Below are 14,755 nucleotides of genomic sequence, written 5' to 3'. Positions count from 1 at the left end.
GGCACCCCCGTCACACGTCGGACGCCGGCCGGACCACGGTCCGGCCGGCGTCCGACGCCCTCTGCCGCTCACCCCTTCGAGCGGCGGCGGGCCAGCCACACCAGGACGACCACACCGGCCGCCGTCAGCAGCAGAGCGCGGTGGTCCCGCGCCGCCCGGGCTCCCTGCTGCGCCTTCTGCCGCACCGGCTCGGGCGCCTTCTCCTGCAGCACACCGGTGGCCTGCGCCGCCGTGGCCCGCACCTGCCCGGCCGCGGACGCGGCCTTCTCCTTCACCGGGGCGGGGATCCGCTCCTGCGCCCGGGACGCCGTCCGGGCGGCCTTGGCCCGCAACCTGCCGAACCCGGTGGCGGCCTGCCCCTTGACCTCGGCGGCCTTCTCCCGGGCGCGGGCCTTGACGTCCGCCTTGCCGGCCAGCGCCTCGATCGTCTTCCCGAGCTCCTGACGGGTCTCCTCGACCCGCTCACGCAGATCCTCGGTGCCGGCGGTGGTGGACTCGTCGTTCGGCTGGGTCATCGCTTCACGCTCTCCTTGATCTCGGCCACGTCGGCCTTCACGCTCCGCACCGTCTGCTCGGGCGTCGGCGGTGCGCCTTCCTTGATCTGCTTCCTGCCGCTCAGGGCCATCGCCGCGGCGATCGCGCCCAGCACCACGGTGACGATCAGCGCCGCGGCCCACACCGGCAGCGCCACCGCCAGTCCGGCGATCACGGTGGCCACCAGGGCCTGCAGCATCAGGAAGCCGACCAGCCCGGCGCCACCGAACAGTCCGCCGCCCTTGCCGTAGCGCCTGCCCTTCTCCTTCATCTCCGCCTGGGCCAGCTTCATCTCGCCGCGTACCAGCTCCGTCAGCTGCTGCGACGCGCGCTGCACCAACTCGCTCACCGGCTCGTCGGCGCCGTGTGCACCGCTGCGGCCGCCGCCGGCAGGGGGTTGCTGCATGGTCGACACGACGATCACCTCCCGTCCTCGCTCGTTGTCCATGACGACGAGCGGCGCACCGCCCGTCGTCCGAACACGCGAATACCCCGAAGGAGCCGATTCAGGGCAGGCCGGACCAGGCCGGGGAAAGACCCCGCGTTGTCGGTGCGGGCGTCTAGTGTTGCCGGCGTGGCCGATCTTGGGCCGAGGCGTCCGCGACCTCGCGGGACACCCGGACGCCGACCGCCCCTGCACAGCCGCCGGAGCAGCCCTTCCCCGCCACGTTGGAGGACGTCATGAGCGAAGCCGGGACCACGACCACGGACGGCAGAGTCCTGCCGGCCCCGGCCGGGCACGACGTGATCCGCGTGCACGGCGCCCGCGTCAACAACCTCCGCGACGTCAGCGTCGACATCCCCAAGCGCCGCCTCACGGTCTTCACCGGCGTCTCCGGCTCCGGCAAGAGCTCCCTGGTGTTCGAAACCGTCGCCGCCGAATCCCAGCGCCTGATCAACGAGACCTACAGCGCCTTCGTCCAGGGGTTCATGCCGACCCTCGCCCGGCCCGACGTCGACGTCCTCGAAGGCCTGACCACGGCCATCGTCGTCGACCAGGAGCGCATCGCGGCCGACCCCCGCTCCACCGTCGGCACCGTCACCGACGTCAACGCCCTGCTGCGCATCCTGTTCAGCCGTCTCGGCGACCCCCACATCGGCCCGCCCAACGCCTTCTCGTTCAACACGCCCTCCGTGCGGGCCAGCGGCGCGATCACCGTCGAGCGCGGCAACCAGAAGACGGTGAAGCAGACCTTCTCCCGGGCGGGCGGCATGTGCCCGCGCTGCGAGGGCCGGGGCTCCGTCTCGGACATCGACCTCACCCAGCTGTACGACGACAGCAAGTCGATCAGCGAGGGCGCCTTCACCATCCCCGGCTGGAAGTCCGACAGCTGGTGGACGGTCAGGACCTACGCCGCGTCCGGCTTCCTCGACCCCGACAAGCCCATCCGCGACTTCACCGAGAAGGAGATGGAGGACTTCCTCCACCACGAGCCCGTCAAGGTCAAGGTCGAAGGCGCCAACCTCACCTACGAGGGGCTCATCCCCAAGCTGCGCAAGTCGATCCTCTCCAAGGACCGCGACGCGATGCAGCCCCACATCCGCGAGTTCGTCGACCGGGCCGTCACCTTCGTCACCTGCCCCGACTGCGACGGCACCCGCCTCAACGAGGGGGCGCGCTCCTCGCGCATCCGCGGACGCAACATCGCCGACCTCTGCTCCATGGAGATCGGCGAACTCGCCGCCTGGATCCGCGAGCTCGACGAGCCCTCGGTGGCCCCGCTGCTCACCGCCCTGCGCGGCGTCCTCGACTCCTTCGTCGAGATCGGCCTCGGCTACCTCGCCCTGGAGCGCCCCACCGGCAGCCTGTCGGGCGGCGAGGCCCAGCGGGTCAAGATGATCCGCCACCTCGGCTCCAGCCTCACCGACGTCACCTACGTCTTCGACGAGCCCACCGTCGGCCTGCACCCGCACGACATCCGGCGGGTCAACAACCTGCTGCTGCGGCTGCGCGACAAGGGCAACACGGTGCTGGTCGTCGAGCACAAGCCGCAGACGATCGCGATCGCCGACCACGTCGTCGACCTCGGCCCGGGCGCCGGCACCGAGGGCGGCACCGTCTGCTTCGAGGGCACCGTGCAGGGCCTGCGCACCTCGTCCACCGTGACCGGGCGTCACCTGGAGGACCGCACCGCCCTCAAGGAGAAGGTGCGCACCCCCACGGGGCAGCTCGAGATCCGCGGCGCGCACACCCACAACCTCAGGGACGTGGACGTCGACATCCCGCTCGGCGTCCTCGTCGTGGTCACCGGGGTCGCCGGCTCCGGCAAGAGCTCCCTGGTGCACGGCTCCCTGGTGGGCAGCCCGCTCGCCGCCGAGGCCGGCGTGGTCCTCGTCGGCCAGGGCGCGATCCGCGGCTCCCGGCGCAGCAACCCGGCCACCTACACCGGTCTCCTGGAGCCGATCCGCAAGGCCTTCGCCAAGGCCAACGGCGTCAAGCCCGCCCTCTTCAGCGCCAACTCCGAGGGCGCCTGCCCGGCCTGCAACGGCGCAGGCGTCATCTACACCGACCTGGCCATGATGGCGGGAGTCGCCACGCCCTGCGAGGACTGCGAGGGCAAGCGCTTCCAGCCGGCCGTCCTCGAATACCGCCTCGGTGGCCGCGACATCAGCGAGGTCCTCGCGATGCCGGTGTCCCGGGCGCTGGAGTTCTTCGGCACCGGTGAGGCCCGCACGCCCGCCGCGCACCGCGTCCTCACCCGCCTCGAGGAGGTCGGCCTCGGCTACCTCACCCTGGGCCAGCCCCTGACGACCCTCTCCGGCGGCGAACGCCAGCGCCTGAAGCTGGCCACGCACATGGGCGACCCGGGAGGCGTCTACGTCCTCGACGAACCGACCACCGGCCTCCACCTCGCCGACGTCGGACAGCTCCTCACCCTGCTGGACAGGCTGGTGGACTCGGGCAAGTCCGTGGTCGTCGTCGAGCACCACCTCGCGGTGATGGCGCACGCGGACTGGATCGTCGACCTCGGCCCGGGCGCGGGCCGCGAAGGCGGCCGCGTCGTCTTCGAAGGAACCCCCGCCGACCTGGTCGCCTCCGGCACGACCGTCACCGCCGAGCACCTGGCCGCCTACACCGCCGGCTGACCCCCGCCGCCCGGACGGCCCCGCCCGCGCCTCAGGACGGGGCGGGGCCGTCCGGCTCCCCGCGGTGACGCCGGTAGTGGCGGGCCGCCCGGGCGCGGTTCCCGCAGGAGGTGCCGCACCACTCCTGCCGGCCGTGGCCCTTGACGAAATACCGCACGCAGCGCGGCGCGGCGCAGGCCCGCAGCAGTTCGCGCTGCGGCCCCGCCAGGAAGCCGATCGCGTCGCGGGCCAGTGCCGCCACCAGCCGCGCGGCGGGATCGTCCTGCGCGGGCACCGTGCGGACGGCCGGCGCGCCCGCCGCCGGCCACTCGAGCCGCGGCACCACCGCCGCACGCGAGGCGGCCGCGTTGAGCCGGTCCAGCGCCTCGTCGAACGGCATCAGGCGCGCGGAGTCGGCGGAACTCGGCGGGCCGGGAGCGACCGCCCGGGCGAAGAGGGCCCGGACCGCACGCCGCACCCCGACGATCTCCCCCCGCAAGGCATCGTCCACCACTTCCGGACCGTCCGTCAGGTCCGCGGCGAGCAGGTCCGCGCACGCGCGGAGCCACTGCGTGGCGCCCTCCGCCGTGGCGAGATCGTCCGCCACGCCGCCGCTCCCGTCGTGGCGGATCGTGCTCGCCAGTTCCAGCACCAACCGCCGCTCCATCAGGCCTCCCTCCGTCGTGGCACCGGCCGCTTGCCGACGCCCCCGGGTGCACCCTACTGTCTCCAACGGAAAACGAGAGTTTTTCCGTTAGTCCGCTGGTCCGCCCGCCCGTTGGCGCGGATGTGCGGATGTGCGGATGTGCGGATGTGCGGAAGTGCGGAATTGCGGAATTGCGACGGGCCGGGGCAGGGTGCCCCGGCCGGCGACCGGCGGTCGGACCGCCGAAGGAGGCGCAAGGGATGACGGTGCTGCTCGCACAGATCAGCGACCTACACCTGGACGGCAGTGAGCGCGCCACCCGGCGCGCCGAACGCGTGATGGAGCACCTGCGGTCACTGCCCCGTCCGGTCGACGCGCTCCTGGTCACCGGTGACATCGCCGACCACGGCACCGAGGCGGAGTACGAGGAGGCCGCCCGCGTCCTTCGGGTCCCGTTCCCCGTCCTCACCTGCCCCGGCAACCACGACGCCCGCCCGGCCTACCGCAAGGCCCTGCTCGGCGAGGAGCCCTCCGACGGCCCCGTCAACCGCGCCCACCGCGTCGCCGGCGCCGCCGTCCTGATGATCGACGCGACCGTCCCAGGCCGTGACGAGGGCCTCCTGGACGCCGAGACCCTCGAGTGGGCGGACGCGCAGCTCACCGCCCTGCCCGCGGGCGTCCCGGCGCTCCTCGCCTTCCACCAGCCGCCGGTGGACCTGCACCACCCGCTGCCCGACTCCTGCAGGCTCCAGCGGCCCCAGGACCTCGCGGCCCTGCTGGACGCGCACCCGGCCGTGGTCGCCGTCCTCACCGGCCACGCGCACACGGCGGCCGCCTCCACCTTCGCCGGCCGCCCGCTGATCGTCGGCCCGGCCGTCACCTGGACCCTCCGCCTCCCGTGGGAGGGCGACGCCCCCGCCGACCGCGACCAGCCGCCGGGCATCGCCTACCACCTCCTGGACGACGACGGCCGTCTGACCACCCACTACCGCGTCGTCGTCTGACCGGCGGGCACCGTCGGCGGCCCGTTCGGAAGGGATCCGCGCCTGCGCTCGGCGGCCCGTTCGGAAGGGATCCGCGCCTGCGCCCCCCCGGGCGGCCGCTCCGCACCGGACCCGCCCAAGCACGGTGCGTGTCCGGCCCGTTGACCCGGGAAACCGGCCCCCGGCCGACGGCTCGGCTGCCGTTGCGTGCGCCTCCCGGCCGCACGACGATGGAGAACAGGGGGACGAAGCCGGAGGCCGGGAGATCCGATGGCCAGCCACAACCGCTCCGCCCAGCGCCCGCCCACCCCCACGGAGACGACCGACGCCGTGGTGGTCGGCTCGGGCTTCGGAGGGTCCGTCGCAGCACACCGCCTGGCCGAGGCCGGACGGTCGGTGGTGCTGCTGGAGCGGGGCAAGCCGTACCCGCCCGGCAGCTTCGCGCGCTCGCCCGCCGCGATGTCCCGCAACTTCTGGGACCCCAGCGAGGGCCTGCACGGCCTGTTCGACCTGTGGTCCTTCCGCGGTCTCGAAGGGGTCGTCTCCAGCGGGCTCGGCGGCGGCTCACTGATCTACGCCAACGTCCTCCTGCGCAAGGACGAGCGGTGGTTCGTCCACGAGTCACCGCTGCCGGGAGGCGGCTACGAGAACTGGCCGCTCGGGCGGCAGGACCTCGACCCCCACTACGACCGCGTCGAGCGGATGCTCGGCGCCACCCCCTACCCGTACCACGACACCCCCAAGACCGTCGCGCTGCACGAGGCCGCGGACAAGGCCGGCCTCCCCGTCTCGCGGCCCCCGCTCGCCGTCTCCTTCGCGCCCCGCCCCGGCGCCCCACCCGTCCCCGGAGCCACCGATCGACGAACCGGACCACGGCAACCTCCACGGCATGCCCCGAAGCACCTGCCGCCTGAGCGGCGAGTGCGACGTCGGCTGCAACTACGGCTCCAAGAACACCCTGGACCACACCTACCTGTCGGCCGCCGCGCACCACGGCGCCGACCTGCGCACCCGCTGCGAGGTGCGCGGCTTCGCGCCCCTGCCGGACGAGGGCTACGAGGTGCGCTACGTCGTGCACGAGGAGGAGGCCGAGGGCCGGCGGACGCCGACCGACCGCCTCCCCGTCCACCGGATCGCCTGCCGACGCCTGGTCCTCGCGGCCGGCACCTTCGGCACCACCTACCTGCTGCTCCGCAACCGCGCCGCACTGCCCGGCGTCAGCGGGGCCCTGGGCACCCGCTTCTGCGGCAACGGAGACCTGCTCGGCCTGCTGCTGCACGCCACCGACGCCGACGGCGCGCCCCGCAGCCTGCGCAGCAGCACCGGACCGGTGATCACCAGCGCGGTGCGCGTCGGCGACACGCTCGACGAGCACGACGGCCCCGCCGGCGACGGCGCCGAGCCGGCCGGGCCGGCCCGGCGCGGCTTCTATGTCGAGGACGCGGGCTACCCCGCGTTCGTCGACTGGCTCGCCGAGGCCGCGCAGATGCCGGGCACCACCCGCCGCATGCTCGCCTTCGCCGCCCACCGGCTGCGGGCCCGGCTCGGCCGCAGCCCGCGGAGCAACATCGGCCGCCAGCTGTCGACGCTGCTGGGACCGGCGGAGTTCTCCGACGCCTCCCTGCCGCTGCTCGGCATGGGCCGCGACGTGCCGGACGGCCGGATGAGCCTGCGCAACGGCTACCTGGACGTCGACTGGACCACCGCCACGTCGCTGCGCTATTTCGAGCGACTGCGGTCCGTCATGAGCGACCTGAGCACCGAACTGGGCGCCGAGTTCCGTGACAACCCGCTCTGGTGGTCGCACCGGGTGATCACCGTGCACCCCCTCGGCGGCGCCCCCATGGGCCGGCACCCCGGCGAGGGAGTCTGCGACTCCTTCGGCGAGGTCTTCGGCTTCCCCGGCCTGTACGTCCTGGACGGCTCGGCGCTGCCCGGCCCGGTCGGCGCCAACCCGTCCCTGACCATCGCCGCCTTCGCCGACCGTGCCTGCGACCGCCTCCTGGACCGGGAGACCGCGGCGCCCCGTCGCGCCGACGGGCGCCCACCGCCGCCCGCGGAACCGCGGGACGGCGACGGGACCGCGCAGCCCGACGGGACCGGGGCCGCGGAGCGGCCCACCGCGCTGTCCTTCACCGAGGAGATGAAGGGCTACGCCGCCCTCGACGAGCAGGACCCGCTGCGAGGACGCGAACGGGGCACGCAGCTCGGACAACGGCTGGCGTTCCGGCTGACGATCACCACCGAGGACGCCGAGCGCTTCGTCGACGACCCGGCGCACCCCGCCGTCGCCACCGGGCACGTCGACTGCGACGCCCTGGGCGGCCGCCTGCCGGTCGAGCGCGGGTCCTTCAACCTCTTCACCCGCGGCGACGACGCGTCCGCCCGGCGCATGCTCTACCGGCTCGAACTGAGGGACCCGGGCGGCAACCCGGTGACGCTGGCCGGTCACAAGGAGATCCGGGACGACCCCGGGGCCGACGTCTGGAAGGACACCACCACCCTGTACGTCCGCCTGCTCGCCGGGCACGTCGCCCGGCAGGACGACGAGGGCGCCCCCGTCGTCGGGGCGGGCGTCCTCACCATCAGGCCGGACGACTTCGCGCAGCAGATGACCACCTTCCGGACCGACGGCCCGCACCGCGTACGGGCACTGCAGCGGTTCGGGCAGCTGTTCCTGGGCGAACTGTGGGACGTCTACGCGCCCGGGCCGGCACGGGAGGGGCCGCGATGAGGACGCGCGAACTGCACCGGCGCGCGAAGGAGCTCGCGCTGCCCTTCGTCCCGCAGGAACAGGTCCGCTGGCTCGAACCGGGCGAGCTGGCCCGCACCGTCGGCAAGGTCGTGCTCGGCGTCACGTTCGCCGACTACCTGGACAAGCGGGAGATCCAGGGAGCCCTGGACGCGAAGCCGCTCCGCGCGCCCCTGGACAGCCCCGACGCCACGGAGACCTGGTTCGACTACGCCGCCGACCTCGGGGACGGCTTCGACGCGACGAGTTCCGTCGCCTGGACCCTCGCCCAGGACCACCTCGCCGTGCAGCGGCCGCAGGGCGGGCCGAGTCGTCTGCCGCGGGGCTCGCTGCTGGTGCTCGGCGGCGACGAGGTCTACCCGGTCGCCTCGGCGGAGGCCTACGAGAACCGCACGACGGGCCCCTACCGGGCCGCGCTGCCCACCGGTCCCGGCCCGCTGATGGTCGCGCTGCCCGGCAACCACGACTGGTACGACGGTCTCACCTCCTTCCTGCGGGTCTTCGCCCAGCAACGGGACATCGGCGGCTGGCGCACCCGCCAGACCCGCAGCTACTTCGTCGTCCAGCTGCCCCAGGGCTGGTGGCTGGCCGGCCTGGACAGCCAGTTCGAGTCCTACTTCGACGAACCCCAGCTACGCTTCTTCGAGACCCACCTGTCGTCCCGGCTGCGACCGGGCGACGGCGTCATCGTCTGCTCCGCCGTGCCCGCCTGGGTCAAGTGCGCCGAGGGGGACCCCGACGCCTTCGAGGCCCTGCACTGGTTCGACCGCAACATCGTCCGCACCCGCCTCACCGACCGGGAGACCGGCGCGCGCACCCCGACCGGCGCCTCGGTCAGACTGTGGCTGACCGGGGACCGGCACCACTACGCCCGCTACGCCGAACTGCTCCCGACCGACCCGCCGGACGCCCGCGAACCGCCGCCCGACGCGAGCCGGCGGCAGATGCTGACCTGCGGACTGGGCGGCGCCTACCTGACGGCCACCCACCGGCTGCCCGAGCGGCTGCGCCTGCCGCCGCCGGAGGCCCGCCTGCGGGAGAAGGACGACCCGGCCGACTTCTGCCTGGCGCCGCGGACGCACCCGTCGCGCGGCGAATCCCGCGGCCTGGCCCGGCGCATCGCGCAACCGTGGAAGCGGTTCTGGCTGACCCGGCGGAACCCCGGCTTCGGCCTGCTGACCGGCGGCCTGCACATCGTGCTCTTCCTGCTCGCCGCCCTCCTGCTCGGTGCGTCCCTGGGCACCGGACCCGTCGAGGCGGTCCGCACGGCGGGCTGGGCGGACGTCCTGCGCTTCGCGGGCGCCTTCGCCGCGGTGGTCGCGGCCGTCACGGCCGTGCCCTGGCTGGTGCGACCGGCGCGCCGGCGACCGGGACCCGCGGGCGGGCCGCGGACGGCCGCCCCCGGACGGCCTCCCAGACCGGCCGTCGCCGTCGTCCTGCAGGCGGTGGTGGCCCTCCTGACGCTGGTGGCCGCCGCGAGCCTGCCGTTCCCGCCCGGCTGGCCCGGCTGGACGGTCCTGCTGCTCTGCCTGCTGCTGGCCGGCGTCGTCGGCGCCCTCGCGGGCTCCGAGGCGTTCGCCCTGTGGCTGCTGTCGGCACGTCACGGCACGGTGTGCGAATGGCAGATGTCGGGCCAGTCCGTCGACGACCACAAGGGCTTCCTGCGGATACGGATCGCACCCGACGGCACCCTCACCGTCCACCCCCTCCTCCTCGACGGCGTCTGCCGCGACTGGGAGGTGACGAAGGACCCGGCCGGCGGGGGCCGGCCCGTCCCGGTACGGCTGCCGTCCGTGAGCCTGATCGAGGAGCCGGTCGTGATCGCGAGGGAGGCAAGGAAACCATGACCTCGGCACCGTCGTCCCGGGCCCGCCCGGCGCGGCCCACCACCCGCCGGCACCACGTCACCGAGGTGAGACCGCTGACCGCGCTGGACGGACGGCCGCTCACCCTCGTCCACGTCCGAGGACGTCACCCGCCGACGCGCGGCCCGGTCCTGCTGGTCCACGGCGCGGGCGTACGGGCGGAGATCTTCCGTCCGCCCTCGCCCCGTACCCTGGTGGACGCCCTGATCGACGAGGGCTGGGACGTGTGGCTGCTCAACTGGCGCGCGTCGATCGACCTCGACCCGACGCCGTGGACGCTGGACCAGGCGGCCGCCTACGACCACCCGGCCGCGGTGGCGCACGTGCTGGCCGCGACGGGCGCGGACCGGCTCAAGGCCGTCGTGCACTGCCAGGGCTCGACCTCCTTCACGATGGCCGCCGCCGCGGGACTGCTGCCCGAGGTGGACACCGTGGTCAGCAACGCGGTCTCGCTGCACCCCGTCATCCCCCGACTCTCCACCTTCAAGATCGGCCGCCTCGCGCCGGTGATCAGCCGGGTGACGCCGTACATCTCCCCGGCCTGGGGCGACCGGCCCCGGGGCCTCGTCCCCTGGCTGCTCGTCCAGGGCGTACGGGCCACCCACCCCGAGTGCCGCAACCGGGTGTGCCGGATGGTCAGCTTCACCTACGGCAGCGGGTGGCCCGCCCTGTGGTCGCACGCCCACCTCGACGACGCGACGCACGACTGGGTCCGCGGCGAGTTCGCCGAGGTCCCGATGACCTTCTTCGCCCAGATGGACCGGTGCGTGCGGGCCGGGCACCTGGTGACGACCGGAGCGGTGCCGGGACTGCCGCCGTCACTCACCGGGCAGGCGCCCCGCACCGACGCCCGCTTCGTCCTCCTGGCCGGCCAGGACAACCGCTGCTTCCTCGCCGACAGCCAGCGCCGGACCCACGACTTCCTGCGGCGTCACCGCCCCGGCCGCGACAGCCTGCACGTCCTGCCGGGCTACGGGCACCTCGATGTCTTCCTCGGACGCCGGGCCGCCCGCGACACCTTCCCCCTGATCCTCGAGGAGCTGGCCCGATGAGCACCCCCAAGGCCCTTCGCCCCGGGCTCCCGGCCCTCGTCCGGCCCCTGATGCACGCCCTGCCGTCCCCCTACCCGAGGCGTCAGCGCCGCCTCGCCGGCCGGCACGCCCTGGTCGACGGCATCCCGTTCCGGATGCCGGTCAACTCGAACGTCTCACCGGTGCTGATGGCCGCCTTCCCCGTCGACCGCCGCGCGGCGGCGCGGCTGCTGCCGGGGGGCGAGCTGCATCCGTTGACGCTCCCGGGCGGACACGGGCTGCTCGTCGTCACGGTGATCGACTACCGCAGCACCGACATCGGGCGGTACATCGAGTACTCCATCGCCCTGGCCTGCACCCACGGCCCCCGCCCGGCGCCGCCACTGCTGCCGGGGCTGTTGCCGCGGGCCTTCGGCACCGGGCAGTACGTGCTCGACCTGCCCGTCAGCAGCGAGATATCCGTCAAGGGCGGGAAGGGCATCTGGGGCATGCCCAAGCACCAGGCCAACCTGGACTTCACCGTCACCGACTCCACCGTCTCCAGCACCTACGAGGTCGACGGCCGCGCGGGCACCCGCATCGAGGTGGAGCGCCCGCCGGCGACCGCGCTGCCCCTGCGCACGGGCGCGGTCAACTACTGCGCCTTCCGCGGCATGCTGATGAGGTCCGTCGTCTACTTCGAAGGCGCCGCCGACGTCGCCGTGGGCCGCGGGGCCAGGGCCCGCCTGGTCGTCGGCGACGCACCACGCGTCGCCGCCCTCCACGGCCTCGGCATCGGCGAGCAGCCGCTGTTCACCTGCTACCTGCCCTCGAGCCGCGGAGTCCTGGACGACCACGTCGCGTGCTGGTTCCTCACCGACCCCCGGCCGGGCCGCACCTGGGGCGAGCCGCTCACCAGCGTCGTCGGCCTCGGACTCTCCCGGGACTGGCCGGCCCCGCCCCACCTCCACACGGCGAACACACCCGACGGGCCTGACGGGAAGGTCTGACGGGAGGGTCTTACGGGGGCCCCGCCGACGGGGTCACCCGTCACCCGGGCGGGTCAGGAAGCCGGACGTGAGCAGCTTCGCGTTGGCGGAGATCATCGCGGTGCCGAACCGGTTCTTCTCCCTCGCCACCTCCGCCTTGTCGATGCTCTCGCCGTAGACGTAGAGGCCTCTGCGGGTGAAGTCGAACGACGAGATGAAGACGCTGGGTCCTCGGCGCGGACTCCAGATCGCCGTGATGTACCTCGGCCTGCGCGTCACGTTCACCAGATTGTTGTTGTGCAGCACCCGGCCGTGGTAGACGACGTTCTCCCCGCATTTCTCCGGCGGGCAGTAGAACCGCCTGTTGTTCCGGTCCCAGGAGAACACCGGGGAGCCGAACCGGTCCTCGATCCTTCCGCGGTCCTTCCGCATGTAGTTCATCCCCACGGTCGCTTCCAGCTCGCTGTAGGGGGCGTCCTTCGGGAGCCTGACCACCTTCTGCGACGAGAACTCCTCGCCGGCGTCGAGCCAGGCGCCGGGCCCGTAGAAGTGCCCCGTCCGCAGCACCTCCCTGTCGCTGGCCCGGGCGTAGCGCTCGGCCTCCGGGACGTAACGGAACTTGGTGTCCTGCGCCCAGTTCCGCAGCCCTTCGCCCTCCTTGGAACGGCTGAACGCCGACCCCCACACGGTGTAGTCGTCGTTGACGATGTAGACGGGGATGCCCCCGTCGTTCTTCACGTACAGCGTGAGGGGGACGGCGACGTAGTCGGAGTCGGTGTCCGTCTGCGGCCGGCCGAACGTCGCCTTGAGGACGAAACGGATCGGTTCCGCGGTGGGCTGGTACATCGTCGAATAGGCGAGGCTGACCGCCGTCAGGAGGCCGCTGAAGAGCACGCCGGCGGCGAACTTCTTCGGCTGTGGAACACCTCTCCACGCCTTTTCGCGGACCAGCAGGAACAACGCCCACACGGACCAGAGCGACAGCGGCACGAACACCAGCAGGTACGGCGTGTACTCCCGCTCCTCCAGCCACATGAAGATGAGCGTCGCGCTGGTGGGGAGGGCGATGAAGGCGCCCAGCAGGACGAGCGCGCCGGACGCCCTCGCGTGCCGCCGGCCGAAGTGGTCGAAGACCGCCGCCGCCGCCACGCACTGGACCAAGCCCGCCAGGACGAAGATGGCCCCGACGATCCTCTGCGCGAAGGTCAGCGCCTTCAGTGCGTCCGGCCAGCCGATCAGCATGTGCAGCACGGCGGAGGCGAGGAGGCCCAGGAGCATCACGGCCGCGGTGGCACGCCTGCGCCACGGGCGATCGGGCCAGGCCGCGCGGTCGCCACCGCGCCAGAGCACGGTGGCCGGGTCGTCCATGTCCATGGACGGCGGGTGGCCGAGGCGGCCGAGGATCCTCACCAGCTCGTCGAACGACCAGGCGCTTCCCACCACCTCGCCGTTGATCACGACCTTGCGGAGGCCGCGGGCGTCGGGCGCCTCGACGATCACCCATGGCTGGATGCCCATACGACAAGACTGGGACCCGGGACGGCGGACCTCAAGAAGAACTACTCCGTCGGGGTCCGCCACCCGGGTCCGGGGACCGGCTCAGTCCTTCGGGATGTAGGCGGGGCAGGACGAGAAGTTCCTGTCGTCCACGCAGACGAACAGTCGGTTCCACTTGCTCGAGGTGTCGTCGACGCCGGCGCTCCGCGGCTCCTTGCAGGCGTCCTCCGAGAGGCCCCACAACGAGCCCGTCGACCATCCGGCCTGGCGCGTGCGCTCCTCGATGGCGGAAACGCACATGTCGGAGGCGTCGTACTTCCGCACCTGATCGAGGACCTGCCGGTACCCGGCGTTCTCGGCCACCCTCTCCGACCGGTCCAGCTCCTTGTCGGCCTCCTCCCGGTCCCCGTCGGTGGCCTGCGGATTCTGGGACGTCGCCAGGGCCCGCGCCTGCGCGTTCACCTCGCGCGCCACCGCGGTCCTGTCCTGGGACGCCTCGATCTTCGGCTGGTCGGTCGCCCCGCCCACCACGTTGCGGTAGTGCTGCATGGACGTGTCGGCGCCCTGCCCCCTGCCCGAGGAGGCGTCCCCGGCGCCGATGAGCGCCGTACAGCGGGCGAGACTGCCCGCCAGCTGCCTGGAGGCGTCGCTCTCCGCCGACGGCGCCTCCTCGTCCGTCGCCGCCGTCAGCAGCCCGTCCAGGGACCGGAGTCCTTCGGTCAGGGCGCTGCGCTTCGCCCGGGGCGTCCCGGAGTCCGCGATGGGGACGAGGGCCGCGTTGATGTCGGTGAGGATCTGGCGGTAGACCTTCGCGTCGGCGGGGCTGGTGTCCGGATCTCCGAGGGCCCCGGCGATCTTGGCCACGGCCTGCTTCAGCTCGGCCTTGACTTCTGCGGGCACCTTCAGGTCGTCGATCCGGTCCAGCGCCTGGTCGGTCTTCTTCCGCTCCTCCGCCGTGAGGTTCCCCGGCGATTCGGTGGCGGCGTCCGTCCCGGGATCCGTCGCGGGACCGGTCTCGGGGGCGTCGGTCTCCGGCGGTGGCGTTCCCGGATCCTGTGGCGTCTGCGGCGGCTCCGGAGTCTGCTGATCCTGCGTCGGGGGCGGCGGGGGAGGGGGCGGGGGCGGGGGAGGGGTGGGCTGGGACACGCCGACGGCCGCCCGTCCGGGATCCGGGGGAGCGGCGGCCGCGGTGGTGACGCCCGCCGGGAGGGCCAGTGAGGCCGCGAGGCAGGACGCGCCGACAAGACGGGGGATCCTTCCTCGGGTCCTCCGGGTGGCTCCGGGCATGGTGACTCCCAACGCTTCGAGAAGATCCGGTGGGCCGGCCATCGGCCTGTTCCTCCCCCGCACGGCGGCGGCACCGGAGCCGCAGCTCGACGGCGCGCGCACGTGCCCCAGAAACACTCTGCTCCG

Annotated in this window: 11 protein-coding genes and 1 pseudogene; 7 read left to right on the top strand and 5 right to left on the bottom strand. The window is 73.4% G+C overall.

Annotation, left to right across the window (positions count from 1 at the left end; all coding sequences use genetic code 11):
- Positions 1-68: 68 nt before the first annotated feature.
- Together Sfr03f_RS21190 and Sfr03f_RS21185 are read right to left on the bottom strand one after the other, a co-directional pair.
- Positions 69-515, bottom strand: coding sequence for a DUF3618 domain-containing protein (locus tag Sfr03f_RS21190; RefSeq protein WP_108955576.1), 447 nt, complete (start codon positions 513-515; stop codon positions 69-71).
- Complete coding sequence (locus Sfr03f_RS21185) at positions 512-940, bottom strand: phage holin family protein (protein WP_174721640.1); 429 nt, start codon at positions 938-940, stop codon at positions 512-514. Before Sfr03f_RS21185 ends, Sfr03f_RS21190 begins: the two co-directional genes overlap by 4 nt.
- Before the next feature lie 275 nt (positions 941-1,215).
- Here Sfr03f_RS21185 and Sfr03f_RS21180 point away from each other — a divergent pair, with 275 nt between their 5' ends.
- Complete coding sequence (locus tag Sfr03f_RS21180) at positions 1,216-3,621, top strand: excinuclease ABC subunit UvrA (protein WP_108955575.1); 2,406 nt, start codon at positions 1,216-1,218, stop codon at positions 3,619-3,621.
- A 31-nt stretch (positions 3,622-3,652) separates the two neighbouring features.
- Here the strand turns inward: Sfr03f_RS21180 and Sfr03f_RS21175 are convergent, their stop codons facing one another.
- Entirely contained in the window at positions 3,653-4,267 is a 615-nt protein-coding gene (locus Sfr03f_RS21175) for a CGNR zinc finger domain-containing protein (RefSeq protein ID WP_108955574.1), read from the bottom strand.
- 239 nt (positions 4,268-4,506) lie between these two features.
- On the opposite strand from Sfr03f_RS21175, the gene Sfr03f_RS21170 reads away from it, so the two are divergent.
- From Sfr03f_RS21170 to Sfr03f_RS21150, 6 genes and pseudogenes are all read left to right on the top strand, one after another.
- Complete coding sequence (locus Sfr03f_RS21170; RefSeq protein WP_108955573.1) at positions 4,507-5,250, top strand: metallophosphoesterase; 744 nt, start codon at positions 4,507-4,509, stop codon at positions 5,248-5,250.
- A gap of 249 nt (positions 5,251-5,499) precedes the next feature.
- Positions 5,500-5,640 (top strand): annotated as a pseudogene (locus Sfr03f_RS31720) (NAD(P)-binding protein); the annotation flags it as partial.
- Positions 5,641-6,118: 478 nt separating this feature from the next.
- Entirely contained in the window at positions 6,119-7,963 is a 1,845-nt protein-coding gene (locus tag Sfr03f_RS21165) for a GMC family oxidoreductase (RefSeq protein WP_218028170.1), read from the top strand.
- The gene (locus tag Sfr03f_RS21160; protein WP_108955572.1) at positions 7,960-9,828 is read left to right on the top strand and encodes a metallophosphoesterase family protein; all 1,869 of its coding nucleotides are present in this window, start codon (positions 7,960-7,962) and stop codon (positions 9,826-9,828) included. The genes Sfr03f_RS21165 and Sfr03f_RS21160 overlap by 4 nt, the downstream gene beginning before the upstream one ends.
- On the top strand, positions 9,825-10,898 hold the full coding sequence (locus tag Sfr03f_RS21155) for an esterase/lipase family protein (protein ID WP_108955571.1): 1,074 nt from the start codon (positions 9,825-9,827) through the stop codon (positions 10,896-10,898). The genes Sfr03f_RS21160 and Sfr03f_RS21155 overlap by 4 nt, the downstream gene beginning before the upstream one ends.
- A complete protein-coding gene (locus Sfr03f_RS21150) occupies positions 10,895-11,866 on the top strand; it encodes an acetoacetate decarboxylase family protein (RefSeq protein WP_218028169.1) in 972 nt (323 codons plus the stop codon). Before Sfr03f_RS21155 ends, Sfr03f_RS21150 begins: the two co-directional genes overlap by 4 nt.
- A gap of 33 nt (positions 11,867-11,899) precedes the next feature.
- Here the strand turns inward: Sfr03f_RS21150 and Sfr03f_RS21145 are convergent, their stop codons facing one another.
- Positions 11,900-13,363, bottom strand: a complete 1,464-nt coding sequence (locus tag Sfr03f_RS21145) for a Yip1 family protein (RefSeq protein ID WP_108955570.1) — start codon at positions 13,361-13,363, stop codon at positions 11,900-11,902.
- Positions 13,364-13,444: 81 nt separating this feature from the next.
- Positions 13,445-14,629 carry a hypothetical protein gene (locus Sfr03f_RS21140; protein ID WP_159105699.1) on the bottom strand — a complete coding sequence of 395 codons (1,185 nt, stop codon included), beginning with the start codon at positions 14,627-14,629 and terminating at the stop codon, positions 13,445-13,447.
- Between the last annotated feature and the right edge of the window lie 126 nt (positions 14,630-14,755).

The sequence above is a fragment of the Streptomyces fragilis genome (genome assembly GCF_003112515.1).
GTDB classification, from domain to species: domain Bacteria; phylum Actinomycetota; class Actinomycetes; order Streptomycetales; family Streptomycetaceae; genus Streptomyces; species Streptomyces fragilis.
Note: the sequence above shows the minus strand (reverse complement) of the source record. Positions and strands in the feature narration are given on the sequence as shown.